Origin of the sequence: Streptomyces sp. NPDC046197 (assembly GCF_040646295.1) — a bacterium.
GTDB lineage: Bacteria > Actinomycetota > Actinomycetes > Streptomycetales > Streptomycetaceae > Streptomyces.
In genome coordinates, this window is the sequence record NZ_JBEYZY010000049.1 from 1 (window position 1) to 15,915 (window position 15,915).

17 protein-coding genes are annotated in these 15,915 nt (G+C 72.0%); 10 read left to right on the forward strand and 7 right to left on the reverse strand.

Going from position 1 to position 15,915, the window contains the following annotated elements; all coding sequences use genetic code 11:
- The first annotated feature begins 374 nt into the window (after positions 1-374).
- The 3 genes from AB0A61_RS37085 to AB0A61_RS37095 all read left to right on the forward strand — a co-directional run bounded on the left by AB0A61_RS37085 (position 375) and on the right by AB0A61_RS37095 (position 2,212).
- Positions 375-977, forward strand: a complete 603-nt coding sequence (locus tag AB0A61_RS37085; RefSeq protein WP_361302758.1) for a histidine phosphatase family protein — start codon at positions 375-377, stop codon at positions 975-977.
- Between the two features lie 129 nt (positions 978-1,106).
- Positions 1,107-1,727 (forward strand): hypothetical protein, encoded by a 621-nt coding sequence (locus AB0A61_RS37090; protein ID WP_361302761.1) that lies wholly within the window; start codon positions 1,107-1,109, stop codon positions 1,725-1,727.
- Positions 1,728-1,789: 62 nt separating this feature from the next.
- The gene (locus AB0A61_RS37095) at positions 1,790-2,212 is read left to right on the forward strand and encodes a thioesterase family protein (RefSeq protein ID WP_361302764.1); all 423 of its coding nucleotides are present in this window, start codon (positions 1,790-1,792) and stop codon (positions 2,210-2,212) included.
- A 75-nt stretch (positions 2,213-2,287) separates the two neighbouring features.
- Here the strand turns inward: AB0A61_RS37095 and AB0A61_RS37100 are convergent, their stop codons facing one another.
- From AB0A61_RS37100 to AB0A61_RS37130, 7 genes are all read right to left on the reverse strand, one after another.
- Complete coding sequence (locus AB0A61_RS37100; RefSeq protein WP_361302767.1) at positions 2,288-3,691, reverse strand: nucleobase:cation symporter-2 family protein; 1,404 nt, start codon at positions 3,689-3,691, stop codon at positions 2,288-2,290.
- Positions 3,692-3,930: 239 nt separating this feature from the next.
- Positions 3,931-5,310 carry an 8-oxoguanine deaminase gene (locus AB0A61_RS37105; RefSeq protein ID WP_361302770.1) on the reverse strand — a complete coding sequence of 460 codons (1,380 nt, stop codon included), beginning with the start codon at positions 5,308-5,310 and terminating at the stop codon, positions 3,931-3,933.
- A gap of 137 nt (positions 5,311-5,447) precedes the next feature.
- A complete protein-coding gene (pucL, locus tag AB0A61_RS37110) occupies positions 5,448-6,395 on the reverse strand; it encodes a factor-independent urate hydroxylase (RefSeq protein ID WP_361302773.1) in 948 nt (315 codons plus the stop codon).
- A 4-nt stretch (positions 6,396-6,399) separates the two neighbouring features.
- Positions 6,400-6,834: a hydroxyisourate hydrolase gene (gene uraH, locus AB0A61_RS37115; RefSeq protein WP_361302776.1), complete on the reverse strand. Its 435-nt coding sequence runs from the start codon at positions 6,832-6,834 to the stop codon at positions 6,400-6,402.
- A 2-nt stretch (positions 6,835-6,836) separates the two neighbouring features.
- Entirely contained in the window at positions 6,837-7,346 is a 510-nt protein-coding gene (gene uraD, locus AB0A61_RS37120; RefSeq protein WP_361302779.1) for a 2-oxo-4-hydroxy-4-carboxy-5-ureidoimidazoline decarboxylase, read from the reverse strand.
- A 238-nt stretch (positions 7,347-7,584) separates the two neighbouring features.
- Complete coding sequence (locus AB0A61_RS37125; RefSeq protein WP_361302782.1) at positions 7,585-7,950, reverse strand: helix-turn-helix domain-containing protein; 366 nt, start codon at positions 7,948-7,950, stop codon at positions 7,585-7,587.
- Complete coding sequence (locus AB0A61_RS37130; protein WP_361302785.1) at positions 7,947-8,195, reverse strand: hypothetical protein; 249 nt, start codon at positions 8,193-8,195, stop codon at positions 7,947-7,949. The genes AB0A61_RS37125 and AB0A61_RS37130 overlap by 4 nt, the downstream gene beginning before the upstream one ends.
- Positions 8,196-8,749: 554 nt before the next feature.
- On the opposite strand from AB0A61_RS37130, the gene AB0A61_RS37135 reads away from it, so the two are divergent.
- The 7 genes from AB0A61_RS37135 to AB0A61_RS37165 all read left to right on the forward strand — a co-directional run bounded on the left by AB0A61_RS37135 (position 8,750) and on the right by AB0A61_RS37165 (position 15,849).
- A complete protein-coding gene (locus AB0A61_RS37135; protein ID WP_361302861.1) occupies positions 8,750-9,775 on the forward strand; it encodes a lytic transglycosylase domain-containing protein in 1,026 nt (341 codons plus the stop codon).
- Between the two features lie 53 nt (positions 9,776-9,828).
- On the forward strand, positions 9,829-10,914 hold the full coding sequence (locus tag AB0A61_RS37140) for a sigma-70 family RNA polymerase sigma factor (RefSeq protein ID WP_361302788.1): 1,086 nt from the start codon (positions 9,829-9,831) through the stop codon (positions 10,912-10,914).
- A gap of 135 nt (positions 10,915-11,049) precedes the next feature.
- Positions 11,050-11,976, forward strand: a complete 927-nt coding sequence (locus AB0A61_RS37145) for an ABC transporter ATP-binding protein (RefSeq protein WP_361302791.1) — start codon at positions 11,050-11,052, stop codon at positions 11,974-11,976.
- The gene (locus tag AB0A61_RS37150) at positions 11,973-12,743 is read left to right on the forward strand and encodes an ABC transporter permease (RefSeq protein ID WP_361302794.1); all 771 of its coding nucleotides are present in this window, start codon (positions 11,973-11,975) and stop codon (positions 12,741-12,743) included. Before AB0A61_RS37145 ends, AB0A61_RS37150 begins: the two co-directional genes overlap by 4 nt.
- A 3-nt stretch (positions 12,744-12,746) precedes the next feature.
- Positions 12,747-13,562, forward strand: a complete 816-nt coding sequence (locus AB0A61_RS37155; protein WP_361302797.1) for an ABC transporter permease — start codon at positions 12,747-12,749, stop codon at positions 13,560-13,562.
- A 5-nt stretch (positions 13,563-13,567) separates the two neighbouring features.
- Positions 13,568-14,815, forward strand: a complete 1,248-nt coding sequence (locus AB0A61_RS37160; RefSeq protein ID WP_361302799.1) for an MCE family protein — start codon at positions 13,568-13,570, stop codon at positions 14,813-14,815.
- Positions 14,812-15,849 carry an MlaD family protein gene (locus AB0A61_RS37165; RefSeq protein ID WP_361302802.1) on the forward strand — a complete coding sequence of 346 codons (1,038 nt, stop codon included), beginning with the start codon at positions 14,812-14,814 and terminating at the stop codon, positions 15,847-15,849. The genes AB0A61_RS37160 and AB0A61_RS37165 overlap by 4 nt, the downstream gene beginning before the upstream one ends.
- The last annotated feature ends 66 nt before the right edge of the window (positions 15,850-15,915 follow it).

The window sequence follows — 15,915 nt, forward strand, 5'->3', positions numbered from 1 at the left end:
CATCGCCATCCGCGGCCGCCGCCATCCGCGGGCATCGCCATCCGCGGGCATCGCCATCCGCGGCCGCCGCCATCCGCGGGCATCGCCATCCGCGGCCGCCGCCATCCGCGGGCATCGCCATCCGCGGGCATCGCCATCCGCGGCCGCCGCCATCCGCGGGCATCGCCATCCGCGGGCGCCGCCACCCGCGGACGATTCCGGCCGCCTCCTGTCAGAGCGGCCGGAACCACGGGTGCACCTTGCGGGGCCGGCGGCGCTTCACCTTCCCGCCCGGTGGGGGTGCCTCCCGGAGAACGCCGACTGGCCCAGTCCGTCCTGCGGGCGTCTGCCGGTGTGTGACACCGTGCTGAGGAGTGCGGCAAGAAGGGCACGACATGGGTGATCTCTTTCTCGTCCGGCACGGGGAGACCGAGTGGTCGCGGTCCGGCCGGCACACCGGCTGGACGGACGTGCCGCTCACCGAGCACGGCCGGGGGGAGGCGCGCCGGCTGACGCCGCTGATCCGCTCGCACCGGATCGGCGCCGCGTTCGTCAGCCCGCGGCAGCGGGCCCGGGAGACGGCGGAACTGATCGGCATTCCGGACGCCCGCATCGACGCGGACCTGCAGGAGTGGGACTACGGCGGCTACGAGGGCGTCACGACCGCCGACATCCAGCGCACCCTGCCGGACTGGTTCCTGTTCAGGGACGGGGTCGCCCCGGGGCCGCCGGAGCACCCCGGCGAGACGCCGGAGCAGGTCGGGGAACGCGCCGACCGCATGCTGGCCAAGGTGGACGCCGCGCTCGCCAACACCGAGGGCACCGTCGTCCTGGTGTCGCACGGCCACTTCCTGCGGGTGCTCACCGCCCGGCGCCTCGGCCTGCCGCCGTCGGGCGGCGCCCTGTTCCAGCTGGCCACGGGCACCCTGTGCCGGCTGGGCACGGAGCACGGACGGCCGGTGATCGCGGGGTGGAACATCAGACCCGGCACCGGATGAGCCGGCGGGAGGCCTTCGCGGACCGCGGTGTCAGACCTGGGCCGTAGTCTTCGAATGGGCCGGGCGGAGCACCACTGAGGCACCGCTGAGGCCCGAGAAGAGATGGCTGCCACCAGGGGGGAGTACGCCGTGACACGACCGCCCACCGCCGCGCAGCGCCGGGTCATCGACGCCGCCGACCCGGTCACCGGCCGGCTCAGCGGCGCCGAGGCGCACCTGGCGGCACTGGTCAGGCGCGGGCTCGCCTTCCGCCATCCGCGCCCGCCGCACGACCACTTCCTGACCCCGGCGGGCCACCGCATACGGGAGGGCACCCCGCAGACCCCTGAGCCCGCCGAGGCGCCCGCCGGCACCGGCGTGTTCGCGGCCCGGGCCGGCGGCGAGGAGGAGCCGCCCGGCCCCTCCCGGATGCGTGAGGTGCGCAGCGCCTGGCAGGGGCTGGTCGAGCTGCGCCGGATGACCAATCCGGACGGGGCCACGGACCGGCCCTGCGGCTGGGAGCGCACGCATCTGGTGCAGGCCGCTGCACTCGCCCTGGAGGCGGCCGGACACGCCCCGGCGGCGCCGGATGGCGACGGCTACCGGGTACGTGCGACCCCGCAGCCTGAGGCGGTCGCGGTGTACGGGCCGGACGACGGGACGCTGCGGGCCTGCGCGGCCACGCTGGAGGGGGCGGGCTGGCAGGCGGGCGAGTACACGGAGCCGCGAACCAGGGTGCGCTATCTCCTGGCCTCTCCGCGCCGGGTGTGACGAACATGCCAAGATCGACGGCGGTCGATGGGCCAGGGCCATGAGTGCGAGAAGGGGATGCCGTGAGCGAGCCGTTTTCCGTCCGGGTGACCGTCCGCGGGTACGAGACCGACGTACAGGGACACCTCAACCAGGCCGTATACCTCAACTACGCGGAGCACGCCCGCTGGTCGTTGCTGCGGGCGGCGGGAATCAGCCAGACGGAACTGATATCCGGGGGCGTGGGTCCGGTGGCCCTGGAGACGACCATCGGCTACCGGCGTGAGCTGCTCGCCGGTGACGAGGTCGACGTGACGTGCGCCTTCGAGTGGGGCGAGGGCAAGACGTTCCGGATCCGGCAGACGGTACGGAAGGCCGACGGCACGGTCGCGGCCGAGATCACCGCGGTCTGCGGACTGCTGGACCTCAAGGCCAGGAAGCTGGTCGCGGCCCCGCAGGACCACTTCAAGGAACTGGCCACGGCTCCGGCCCTGTTCGGGTTGTAGAGGTCCCGTGACCCCGGTCAGGGCGACGGCCGGTTCGGTGTCGTCGAGGCCGTCGCCCTGCCCTCGCGGCGGGTGTCAGCGCACGGCCGCGATCTCCTGCCCCGCCTCCACGGGGTGGGCGACGTCCGGTGCGTCAGGGCTTCTGCCCAGGTGGTTGAAGACCAGGTTGAGCAGCACCGCCGTGACGCACCCCGTGGAGATGCCGGAGTCGAGGACGGTCCTCGCGGTATCGGGGAAGGCGTGGTAGAAGTCCGGCGCGGTGATCGGGACGATGCCCACGGCGAGCGAGACGGCCACGACGAGGACGTTGTTGTCCTGGTCCAGGCCGGCCCGGACCAGGGTCTGGATGCCGCTCGCGGCCACCGACCCGAAGAGCACGACTCCCGCGCCGCCGAGCACCGGACGGGGGACCACGGCGATGAGGGAGGCTGCCATCGGGCACATGCCCATCAGGGCCAGGAAGCCGCCGCCGGTCGCGACGACGAAGCGGCTGCGGACGCGGGTCATGGCGACGAGCCCGATGTTCTGCGCGAAGGCGCTGCACATGAACCCGTTGAACAAGGGGCTCAGGGCCGAACCGAGGGTGTCGGCCCTCAGCCCCGCCGCGATCGTCTTCTCGTCCGCGGGACGCTCGACGATCTCACCCAGCGCCAGCATGTCCGCCGTGGATTCGGTCATGGAGACCACCATCACCACGCACAGGGACAGGATCGCGGCGAGCTGGAACCGGGGGGCGCCGAAGTGGAAGGGGGTCGGGAAGCCGACCACCTCGGCGTGCGCCACCGGCCCGAAGTCCGTGGCCCCGAACGGGATGGCGATCAGTGTGCCGGCGATCAGCCCGAGCAGCACCGCGACCTGCTTGACGAAGCCGCGGGTGAAGCGCCGCAGCAGCAGCACGACGACGAGGGTGATGCCGGCCAGGGTGAGGTTGGTGGTCGAACCGTAGTCGGGCGCGGCCGGGTTGGGGCCCTGGGCCCAGCCGAAAGCCACGGGCAGCAGGGAGACACCGATGAGGGTGATCACGCTGCCGGTGACGACGGGCGGGAAGAAGCGGACCGCCTTGCAGAAGACGGGGGCCGCCAGGAAGCCGAGCAGGCCCGCGACCATGACCGCGCCGAAGATGATCGGCAGCGCGTCGGACTTGTCGTGGGTGGAGGCGACGATCGCGGTCATCGGCGCCACGCCGGCGAAGGTGACGCCGTTGACAAAGGGCAGCCGGGCGCCGATCTTCCAGATGCCGAGGGTCTGGAGGAAGGTGGCGAGGCCCGCGGTGAACAGGCAGGCGCCGGTGAGGAAGGTCAGTTCGGTGCCGGTCAGGCCGATGGCCGCGCCGACGATCAGGGGTGGGGCGACGACACCGGCGTACATGGCGGCCACGTGCTGCAGGCCGCTGGTCGCCGTCTTCAGGGCGGGAAGTCTCTCGTCGACGGGGTGGGTCTCGTCGACGGGGCGGGTCTCGTCAACTGGGTGAGCGGTCACGGCGGCTCCTCCGGTCGGGTGACACGTCGGCTCTGACGTGGGTTTCATGGAGGTGGTGCGCGGGCAGGGCGGCGCCTCCCCGCTCGAGCGAGGCCGAGAGCTCGGGAGAGGGGCCGGGGACGGTGACCGTCCGGGGCGTGCGCGGCGACGCACGCCCCGGAGACGGCCGCCATGGACCCCGCTCGGATCCACGGCTGCCGACCGGGAGCCGTCCCTCCCGGCCGGAGTCCTTCAACTGGTCAGCTCTGGGCGGCGATCCGCGCCAGGCGCTGTGCTTCCTTGCGGGTCGAACGGGCGATCTCGTCCTCGTCCACGGTGAGCATCCGCCCGTGCTCGACGATCTGGCGGCCGTTGACGAAGGAGGCCGTGACCGGCGCCGCCGCACCGAAGACCAGCGCGGTCACCGGATCGGCGATCGAGGAGTGGGCCAGCGTGCCGAGGTTCCACAGCACCAGGTCGGCCAGCTTGCCCGGCTCCAGCGAGCCGATCTGCGCGGCCCGGCCGAGCACCCGGGCGCCGCCGTAGGTGCCCAGGCGCAGGGCCTGGCGGGCGTTGAGGGCGGCTTCGCGGTGCGCGCCGAGGCGGTTGATCAGCAGTGCGTTGCGCAGTTCGGTGTGCAGTTCGCCGGACTCGTTGGAGGCCGTGCCGTCGACGCCGAGGCCCACCGGGACACCGGCGGCGAGCATGTCGGGGACCCGGGCGATGCCGGCCGCGAGCCGGGCGTTGGAGGAGGGGCAGTGGGCGACGCCCGTCCCGGTGCGGGCGAAGGCGGCGATGTCGGAGTCGTTCATGTGGACGCAGTGCGCCATCCACACGTCCTCGCCGAGCCATCCCGTCGACTCGAAGTAGTCGGTCGGGCCCATGCCGAACAGCTCGTGGCAGAACTTCTCCTCCTCCACGGTCTCCGAGCCGTGGGTGTGCAGCCGCACGCCCTTGCGACGGGCCAGCTCGGCGCCCTGTTTGAGCAGTTCGGTGGTCACGGAGAACGGGGAGCAGGGGGCGACGGCCACCTGGGTCATGGCGTCGAAGGAGGCGTCGTGGTGCTCGTCGACGGTCGCCTCGGTGGCGGCCAGTGCGCCCTCCAGACTCTCCACGGCGAAGTCCGGCGGCAGGCCGCCGTCCGACTCGCCGCGGTCCATGGAGCCGCGGGCCAGGGTGAAGCGGACGCCCGTCTCGCGGGCGGCGCCGATGATGGCGCCGGACAGGTCGCCGGAGCCCCGGGGGTGGACGTAGTGGTGGTCCATGGCGGTGGTGACGCCCCCGCGGGCCATCATCGCCAGCGAGCCCCGGGCCGCCGCGGAGACCATCGGTTCGTCGATGCGCGCCCACGTCGGGTACAGCGCGACGAGCCAGTTGAACAGGTTGTGGTCGGTGGCCAGGCCCCGGGTGATCCACTGGTAGAAGTGGTGGTGGGTGTTGACCAGGCCGGGGGTCACGAGGTGGCCGGAGGCGTCGATGCGGCGTACGACGTTCTCCAGGCCCTCTGGTGCCCTGCCCGAGCCGAGCGCCTCGATGCGGTTGCCGGCGACGACGACGTGCCCGCTCGCGTACTCGGTGTCGTTCGCGTCGACGGTCGCGATCGAACAGTTCTCGATGACGATGCGCTGGGCTGCTGCCATGGTTGGTCCTTTTCGCTCTGTGGAGAGGGCACGGCAGGACCCTGGGAGTTTTGAGTGCCGCGGCCGGGGAGACGGATCCGGGGCCGCGGGTGCCGAAAGGGGGTGCCCCCGATGGGGCCGGGGGCACCGGCCACGCTTTACAGGTTGGTGAGGTCCACGGGGATCCTCGCCTCGCAGCCGTCCCGCAGGACGGTGGCCTCGATCAGGCCGTACGGGCGGTCGGCGGCGAAGTACACCTCATTGTCGTTCTTCAGCCCGAAGGGCTCCAGGTCCACCAGGAAGTGGTGCTTGTTCGGCAGCGAGAGGCGGACCTCGTCGATCTCGCTGCGGTGGTTGATGATCCGCGCGCCCATCTGGTAAAGCGTCTGCTGCAGCGAGAGGGAGTACGTCTCGGCGAAGGCCTGGAGCATGTGCTTCTTGGTCTGCTCGTAGGACTTCTCCCAGTTGGGCATCTTCTGCTCGTCGTCGCTCCAGTTGAACCGCCAGCGGCCGGAGACCTCGGTGGCCAGGATGCGGTCACGGGCCTCCTGGAGGGTCGTGTACTGGTCCTTGACGTAGCCCCAGAACTCGGAGTTGGTCGAGTTCATCACGACCAGGTCCTTCAGACCGGAGATGACCTCCCACTTCTCACCGTCGTAGGTGATCTGGGTGAGCCGTATCTCCTGGCCCTTGCGGACGAAGGAGTGCTTGACCTCGTCGGCGCCGATGAACTTGGAGTTGGCCTCGGAGGTCTCGATCCGCTCCCAGGCGTACTCCTCGATGCGGATCCGGGCCCGGTGGATCGGCTCCTGCGAGGTGACGAAGTGGCGGGCGAGGTGGATGCCGAACTGCTCGGCCGACTCGATGCCGTACTCCTTGGCGAAGGCGAACACCGTGTTCTTGGTGGTGTCGGTCGGCAGGACGTTGGCGTTGGAGCCGGAGTAGTGGACCTCGTCCATGTCGCCGCTCAGCGCCACGGAGACGTTGAGGTCCTTGATGTGGTGGGTGGCGCCGTCCCGCGTGATCTTGACGACTCGGTTCTCGGCCTTGCCGTACTGGTTCTGTCCCAGGATCACGGGGCGGGCAGGGCGGGAATGGTCGGACATTTAGCTAGCTCCCTCGGTAAACGGAGTAGCCGAACGGGTTGAGCAGCAGCGGTACGTGGTAGTGCTCGCCCGGTACGACGGCGAAGGTGATCGCCACCTCGGGGAAGAACACGTCCGCGGCACCGCTGTCCCGATTCGCGGGGTCGTCCTGCTGCGCATCGGCTTGCTTCTTCTCGAACTTCTCGGACTTCTCGGACTTCTCGGACTTTTCGAGGTATGCCTCGACGGCGAAGTCGAGCCGTACGTGAGTGGTGCCCTCCGGCAGGACCGGGAGGTCCTTGCACCGCCCGTCCGCGTCGGTCACGGAGCCGCCCAGCGCCTGCCAGTGCGCCTCGCGCCCGGCACGGGCGGAGAGCCGGACGGCGACGCCCTCGGCGGGGCGGCCGATGCTGGTGTCCAGGATGTGCGTGGACACGGAGGCGGTGGTCGCGGTGCTCATACTCAGTCCTCTTCAAGCAGTCGGGCCAGCCGGATACGGTTGATCCTGCCCAGCTCGGTGCGGACGATCTCCCGTTCCCGCTCCGGCGAGTTGCCGATCCGCTCCTTGAGCGCGTCGCGCATCTGCTCGCCCGTCCTTCCGGTGGCGCAGATGAGGAAGACATGGCCGAACCTGTCCTGGTAGGCCAGGTTGAGGTCGAGCATCTCCGCCTTCAGTTCCTCGGAGGCCCCGGCCATGCCGCGCTGCTCGCGCGCCGAGGCCGGGTCGCCCGGCCGGGGGCGGCCGATCGGCGGGTGGCCGGCCATCGCCTCCCGCAGGTCTTCGGCGGTCAGCTCCGCCACGGCGGCGTCGCTGGCGGCGTAGAGGTCCTCGGGGGTGGCGTACGGACGGGTGGCCAGCAGCCGCCTGCCCCACGCCGTGGAGGCGCACGCCTCGTGGAGCGCGGCGAGGGCCGCGCGCTCCTCCAGGGCGTTGAGACGGGCGAGACCCGGTGGCGTGGAAGTGGGCTTCACGGGTGCCTCCGCGGCCTGGTGCTGAACGGGCTGCCTGTAGCTAACGCCCTCGAAAACACCACGTCAACACTTTGTTGAAAATTCGGTGTAACAAGCGGCTCCGGCGGGGCGGCGAGAGCAGCGGGACGGTGCGGGCCGGACGGCGCCGCTCGTCAGCAGGCCGGCGGTGGCCACGACGGCCGCTCGCCGGGGCCCGGCCTCCGCCCGTCGGGGACCCGGCGGTGGCCGAAGTCGCCGCTCAGGCCTTTTCGCGGTTGAGGTAGTTGTAGACGGTGAAGCGGCTCACGCCCAGCGCGCTCGCGACGGTCTCCACGCCGTGCCGTACCGAGAAGGCGCCGCGCGCCTCCAGTATCCGTACGACCTCCTGCTTGGACTTGCGGTCCAGGTCGGCCAGGGGCCTGCCCTGCTTGCGCTCCATGGCGGCCAGGATGTGGTCGAGGGAGTCGGCCAGCTGCGGCAGCCGCACGGCGACGGCGTCGGCGCCCTCCCAGGACAGCACGACATCGTCGGGACCGGCCTCGTCCGGCGGGAGCATCTCGCCGCCAATCGCGTCGACCAGCGGTTTCACCGCCGTGATGAACGGCTCGTCGGCGGCGCCGGTCACTTGTCCTCCCCGACGACGTTGAGCTGCAGGGAGATCCGCGTGGCGCCGGCCTCCAGGGTCTTGCGCAGCAGGGCGTCCACGGCGGTGAGCACGGCGTCGGCGCCGCCCTCCGCCGTGTTGCCGAACGGGCCGACGTCCACCGCGTCGAGCTCGGCGGCCTCGACGACCTGGCGCGCCACCAGCGCGTGCGCCGGCGCCTCGTCGAGGTCGAAGGGCTCGGTCGTGAACTCCACTCTCAGTCGCACTGTGCCCCCAGGCATCTGCTCCGGCCCGCGCTGTGCCGCCGGGTCCGCGACCGGGGCCGGACCGCTCCGGCCGCTTGGTGAGACCTTAACCGACGCAGATGAGGACCTCGTCCCCCGAAGTCACCGCTTCCCGCCCCCCGAAGTCACCGCCTCGCGCCCCCCAAGTCACTGCCTCGCGCCCTCCGAAGCCGCCGCCTCGCGCCCGCCGCCTCGCACCCCCCAAGTCACCGCCTCGCACCCCCCGAAGCCGCCGCCTCCCGCCCGCCGCCTCGCACCCCCCAAGTCACCGCCTCGCACCCCCCGAAGCCGCCGCCTCCCGCCCGCCGCCTCGCACCCCCCAAGTCACCGCTTCGGAAGCCGCCGCCTCGCGCCCGCCGAAGTCGCCGTCTCCGAAGTCACCGCCTCCCGTGCGACGGACGCTCCGCCCGCCCGCGTAGAGCAGACGACGGACATCAAGCGCGACATCAGCACGAAGAGGGGACGGCACGGTGGCAGGGCGCACATCGAAGGGTGTACTCAGGACGGCCCGTACAACGGCGATCGCGGCGGCGGCCATGGCGGCGCTGACCGCGTCCCAGGCACCGGGGGTGGTTCCGGCGGGGGTCGCGGAGCCCGCGCGGCGGGCGGCACCCGCCGATCACGGCCCCAGCGTGTCGGGCGACACCCCGTACCGCACCGAACTCCCGCCGCTGCGGGCCCGGAATCCGGCGCAGCACACCGGATCGGCGGTCACCGGCGGCGCCGTACCCGCGAGCGTGTTCGCGGCGTACCGGCGCGCGGAGGCGGAGCTCGCGCGTACCGAGCCGGCATGCCGGCTGCGCTGGCAGTTGCTTGCCGCGATCGGCCAGGTGGAGTCCGGGCAGGCGCGGGGCGGCCGGGTGAGCCCGGACGGGACGGCCGTGCCGCCGATTCTCGGGCCCCGGCTGGACGGCGGCGCATTCGCGGCCGTCCGGGACACCGACGGCGGCGTCCACGACGGGGACACCGTGTACGACCGGGCGGTGGGTCCGATGCAGTTCATCCCGTCGACCTGGGCGCGCTGGGGCGTGGACGGCAACGGCGACGGCAGGGCCGACCCGGAGAACGTCTACGACGCGGCGCTGGCCGCGGGGCGCTACCTGTGCGCGGGCGGGCGGGACCTCTCCGACCCCGCCGAACTGGACCGGGCGATCCTCGGCTACAACCACTCGCGGTCCTATCTGCGCACGGTCCGGTCCTGGTACGCGTACTTCCTCGACGGGCACCGCGTGGTGCCGGACGCGGCCGCCGGGGCCTCGGCGCCGCCCGAGCCCGCGCCGGCCGGCCGCCCGAAGCCCTCGCCCAAGCCGTCGGCCGGGCGCCCGGACGGCGCGGAACCCTCCGCGTCCCGGACGCCGTCCGGGCCGCACCCCGCGCCCTCCCCCACGCCGTCCGGCACGACGGGCACGCCACTGCAGCCGCTGCAGACGCCGCACACCCGGCAGCCCGGTGTGCCCGTCCCCGCACCGAGCGTCACGCTTCCCGGCGGCGGGCTGCTGACCGGCGCGGATGAGAAGTCGATGGGTTCCTCCCCCTCCACAACCGCGGATACTCGGCGGTAATGTCGCCCCCCGCCGGTTGCACAGGACCGGCGGGTGAGCGCGAAGGGGCCCTCATGGCGACGGACATGCCTGCGGAGACGTCCGCGGACCTCCATCAGGACGTAACGGCGGCCCACGACCGGTGGCAGCGCATGTGGAGTCACCGCGAGCAGTTGCTCAAGGTGGCCCGGCGCCGGTCGATGAGCCCGGAGGACGCCGAGGACGCCGTGCACGAAGCCATGCTTCGCGCCGCCGAGCGCCCGGACCTGGACGACGAGCGCCTCGGCGCCTGGCTGACGACCGTCACCATGCGGCTGTGCGTCGACCGGTACCGCCAGGTCAACCGGGAGGCCCAGGTACGCACCAGCCCCACGCTCGTCGCGCCGGGTCCGGTGCCCGTCGAGGAGGCGGTGTGCGACCGGGCCGAGGCCAGGTGGCTGGCCGTGCGAAGCGGTGAGCTGCCCGCCCGCCAGGCCGAGGCGCTGCGGCTGAAGTCCGAGGACCTGGACGTCGGTCAGGTCGCCGTGCGGATGGGGCTGAGCTACCGGACCGTGGAGTCGCTGCTGGCCCGGGCCCGGCGCACACTGCGCGCCTCGCTGGCCGGGACGCTCGGATTCGCGCTGTTCCTCATCGGGCACGGGCGCCCGCGCGGGGCCGGGAAGGCCCAGACGGCGGCCGTCGCCTCCACGGCGGCGACCCTGGCGGCGGCGGGACTGGTGCTGCCGTACGCACTCGGCGGGGGCGGGAACGGCACGGACGCCCCGGCGCCGCGGCCGGCCGTGTCCAGCAGTGCGCAGGCGCCCGGGGCCGACACCACCGGCGGGGTGCACACCACAGCGGCACCCGGGTCCTCCTCCGCGACGGCCGCGGCCCGCTCTCGGCGCACATCGGTCTCCCCCTCCGGCGGAACGCTTCTGCCGCTGTCCGTGCCGTCCCTGCGGGACGTCTCGTCGGCCCCCCTTCCTCAGCTGTCGGCGCCCGGGGTCCCGCGGGTGCCCGGCGTGCCGAAGGTGCCGGACCTGCCGGTCAGGTCCGTCCTCCCGCCGGCGCCGTCGGGGCCGTCGGTCGCGGCGGTGCCGTCGGCCCCGGTCACCCGGGCCGTACCGTCCGCTCCGCCGACCGTGCCCGGCCCGGGCACGCCTTCGCCGAAGCTGCCGTAGCCGCCTCCCGGTAGAGGCGCCCGGAAGCCCCCGTAGAGGGGCCCGAAAAAATATCTCGCCGTGGCGCGACGGACGCCCCGCCCCTCCCCGTAGAGCAGATGTCGGAGCTGTTCACGCGGGCGGAGGGTAGACCGGATGGGTGTCGAGATCTGTGTGGAAGGGCTCACCAAGTCCTTCGGCCACCAGGTCATCTGGCAGGACGTCTCGCTGACGCTGCCCGCCGGGGAGGTCTCCGTCATGCTCGGCCCCTCGGGCACCGGCAAGTCGGTGTTCCTCAAGACGCTCGTCGGACTCCTGAGGCCGGACCACGGTTCGGTGAAGGTCGCGGGCCGGGACATCACCAGGCTGCGCGAACGCGAGCTGTACGAGGTGCGGAAGCTGTTCGGCGTGCTGTTCCAGGACGGCGCGCTGTTCGGCTCGATGAACCTCTACGACAACATCGCCTTCCCGCTGCGCGAGCACACCCGCAGGTCCGAAAGCGAGATCCGGCGCATCGTGCTGGAGAAGATGGACATGGTCGGGCTGATCGGCGCCGAGGAGAAGCTGCCCGGTGAGATCTCCGGCGGGATGCGCAAGCGGGCCGGTCTCGCCCGCGCGCTCGTGCTGGACCCGGAGATCATCCTCTTCGACGAGCCCGACTCGGGCCTCGACCCGGTGCGCGTGGCCTATCTCAACCAGCTGATCGTCGACCTCAACGCGCAGATCGACGCGACCTTCCTGATCGTCACCCACGACATCGCCTCGGCCCGCCAGGTGCCCGACAACATCGGGCTGCTGTTCCGCCGTGAGCTGGTGATGTTCGGCCCCCGCGAGCAGCTGCTGACCAGCGACGAGCCCGTCGTACGGCAGTTCCTGAACGGCCGGATGCAGGGGCCGATCGGCATGGCGGAGGAGAAGGACGCCGCCCAGGTCCGGCAGGAGCTCGCGCAGTTGGACGACCACACGCTCCGGGAGCCGACTCCGCGCCTGCTGCCGGGGCCGGGCATCACCCGCCCGCCGCGCTGGGAGGCCATCGCGAGGCGGGAGGCCGCACTGCACCGGAAGGAGGCCTCCGACGCATGAGCCTGTCCCCGACCGCGGCGCTGCGCCATTCGGGCAACCTGTTCGCCCTGGCGCTGGACGTCGTGCGTACCGTGCCCCGACGCCCGTTCCAGGCGCGGGAGTTCATCCAGCAGGCGTGGTTCGTCGCGAGCGTCACCATCCTGCCGACGGCTCTGGTGTCGATCCCCTTCGGCGCGGTCGTCGCCCTGCAGATCGGCAGCCTGACGCGGCAGTTGGGCGCGCAGTCGTTCTCCGGTGCCGCCTCCGTGCTGGCGGTGCTGCGGGAGGCGTCGCCGATCGTCACCGCGCTGCTGATCGCGGGCGCGGGCGGCACGGCGATCTGCGCGGACCTCGGCGCCCGCAAGATCCGTGAGGAGATCGACGCGATGCAGGTCCTCGGCATCGACCCGGTCCACCGGCTGGTCGTCCCCCGCGTGCTGGCGTCCATGGTGGTGGCCGTCCTGCTCAACGGACTGGTGTCCGTCGTGGGCGTCGCCGGCGGCTACTTCTTCAACGTCGTCCTGCAGAACGGCACTCCCGGCGCGTACCTGGCGTCCTTCACCACCCTCGCCCAGCTGTCCGACCTGTGGGCGGCCGAGCTGAAGGCGCTGGTGTTCGGGGCGATCGCCGCGATCGTCGCCTCGTACAAGGGACTGACCGCGCAGGGCGGCCCGAAGGGCGTCGGCGACGCGGTCAACCAGTCGGTGGTGATCACCTTCATGTTGCTGTTCGTGACGAACTTCGTGATGACCGCGGTGTACTTCCAGGTCGTTCCGCAGAGGGGCTGACCGATGGGACCACTACGACGCCCCCTGCGCTCCCTGGAGGAGCTGGGCACCCAACTCGCCTTCTACGGCCGCTCGCTGGCGTGGACGGGCCGCACGCTGCGCCGCTACAAGAAGGAGGTGCTGCGGCTGCTCGCCGAGGTCAGCTTCGGCCGGGGCGCGCTCGCCGTCGTCGGCGGCACGGTCGGCGTGATCGCCTTCCTGTCCTTCTTCACCGGCACCGAGGTCGGCCTCCAGGGCTACGCGGCCCTCAACCAGCTCGGCACCTCCAACTTCGTGGCGTTCCTGTCGGCGTACTTCAACACCCGGGAGATCGCCCCGCTGGTCGCCGGGCTCGCCCTGTCCGCGACGGTCGGCGCCGGGTTCACCGCGCAGCTCGGCGCGATGCGGATCAGCGAGGAGACCGACGCGCTGGAGGTGATGGGCGTGCCCTCGCTGCCGTTCCTGGTGACCACGCGGATGATCGCCGGTTTCGTCGCCGTCGTCCCGCTGTACGTGATCGGGCTGCTGTCCTCGTACCTGGCCGCCCGCACCATCACCACCGGCTACTACGGGCAGTCGACGGGCACGTACGACCACTACTTCCACCAGTACCTGCCGCCCGTCGACGTGCTGTGGTCCTTCGGCAAGGTGATCGTCTTCGCGATCCTGATCATCCTGGTGCACTGCTACTACGGCTACCACGCGAGCGGCGGCCCCGCGGGGGTCGGCGTGGCCGTGGGCCGTGCGGTGCGCACCTCGATCGTCGCGATCAACGTCCTGGACTTCTTCCTGAGTCTGGCGATCTGGGGCGCCAACACGACCGTAAGGATCGCGGGGTGAGGCCGGTGAGAACACTGAGACTCAGGCTGTACGGCATCGTCTTCCTGGCCGTGCTCGCACTGCTGCTGTCACTGGCCGTGGCCGTCTACCGGCAGGCGTTCACGCCCGTCGTGCGGATCACGCTGCAGGCCGACAGCCTCGGCAACCAGCTGGATCCACGCGCCGACGTGAAACTGCGCGGGCTGCTGGTCGGCGAGGTGCGCGCGGTGCACGCCGACGGCTCCAAGGCGACCCTCGACCTCGCGCTCAAGCCGCAGTACGTGACGTACATCCCCTCGGACGTACACGCGCGGCTGCTGCCCAAGACGCTGTTCGGGGAGAAGTACGTCGACCTCGTGGCGCCCGCCCGCTCCACGGCCCGGCCGCTGCGCGCCGGGGACGTCATCACCCAGGACCGCACGACGGTCGGAATGGAGCTGCAGCAGCTGATGAACGACCTGCTGCCGCTGCTGCGCACGGTCCGGCCGGGCGAACTCAATGCCACGCTCTCGGCGTTCGCCACCGCTCTCGAGGGCCGCGGCGACCGGATCGGCGGCAACCTCACCCGGGTCGAGGGCTACCTGCGCCGGCTCAACCCGCATCTGCCCTCCCTCAAGGAGGACATCTCACGGTTCGCCGACGTCGCCCAGGTGTACGGCGACGCGGCGCCCGACCTGATGGCGGTACTGCGCAACACCGTCACCACCAGCCGCACCCTCGTCACGGAGAAGGACCGGCTGGCGGCGGCGCTGCGCACGACCGCGACGGTCGCGGGCACCGCGCGGGACTACCTGGACGCCAACGGCGACCGGCTGATCACCCTCGGCCGGGTCTCCCGCCCCACGCTGGAGCTCTTCGCCCGCTACTCCCCCGAGTACCCCTGCCTGCTGAACGGGCTGGTCCGCCAGGAACAGGCGTCCGAGGACGCGTTCCGGGGCGGGGAGATGCGGATCACCCTGGAGGCGGTCCGCCCGCAGGGCGCGTACCGTCCGGGCGAGGAGCCGCGCTACGCCGACCGGTCGGGCCCGAACTGCCGGGGCCTGCCCCATCCGCCGGTGCCCGGTCCGAAACCCAGGCTCGACGACGGGACGTCGGGCGGCGGTTCGGACGGCGCCCTGCCCCAAGGAGCCGCCGTGTCCGCCACCCAGGCCGAGCAGCGGGCCGTCGACTCGCTCGTGGCCCCCGTCATGGGCGTGTCCGCGGACCGGGTGCCGCCCGTCGCGACCTTGCTGTTCGGGCCGCTGGCCCGCGGAACGGCGGTGAGCGTGGTATGAGGACCTCACAGGCCCGGCGGACCGCCGCGCCGCTGCTGAAGTTCAGCCTCTTCGCACTGGTCACGATCGCGGCGACGGCCCTGCTCGCCGCCACCGTGGTCAACGTCTCCTTCACCCCGAAGGACACCTACCACGCGGTGTTCAGCGACGTCACGGGGTTGGAGAGGGGCGACGACATCCGGGTGGCCGGAGTGCGGGTCGGGCAGGTCGAGGGCATCCGGATCAAGGACCGGACGCTGGCGGAGGTCACCTTCACCGTCGCCGTGGACCGGCCCCTGCTCACCAGCACCCATGCGGTCGTGCGGTACCGGAACCTCGTCGGCCAGCGGTACATCGCCCTCACCGAGGGCGCGGGTGACGGGACCCGGCTGCGACCCGGCGGCACTGTCCCACTGTCCCGCACGCAGCCCGCGCTGGACCTCAACGCCCTGCTGAACGGCTTCAAGCCGCTGTTCGCCGCGCTCAGCCCGAACGACGTCAACCAGCTCGCCACCGAGATCGTGCGGACCCTGCAGGGCGAGGGAGGCACGGTGAACAGCCTGCTCGCGCACACGGCGTCCCTCACCACGACCCTGGCCGACCGCGACCAGCTGATCGGCTCGGTGATCGAAAACCTCAACACCGTGCTGGCCACGCTCGACCAGCGCGGCGCCCGCTTCTCGGGGCTGCTCACCCAGTTGCGCCGGGTGATCTCCGGCCTGTCCGCCGACCGCAAGCCGCTCGGCGACTCCCTGGTGAACATCGGCGACCTCACCGAAGCCACCTCCGGGCTGCTGACGGACGCGCGTCCGCCGCTGAAGGACGACATCGCCGGGCTGAGAGATCTCACCGGAACGCTGAACAAGAACGAGAAAACCGTGGAGGGCGTGCTGAAGCGGCTGCCGAACAAGCTCGACGAGCTGACCGGGACGGCGTCCTACGGCTCGTGGTTCAACTTCTACCTCTGTGATTTCGACGGGCGCGTCGTGCTGCCGAAGACGAAGCAGGTGCTCACCCCCGAGTTGCACGTGGCGCAGGCGAGGTGCGGCGGATGAGCCCGCGCGTCGTGCCGGGCGGAACCCGGCGTCCCCGCCCCGAACCACTGGTGAAGGTGCGCGTCC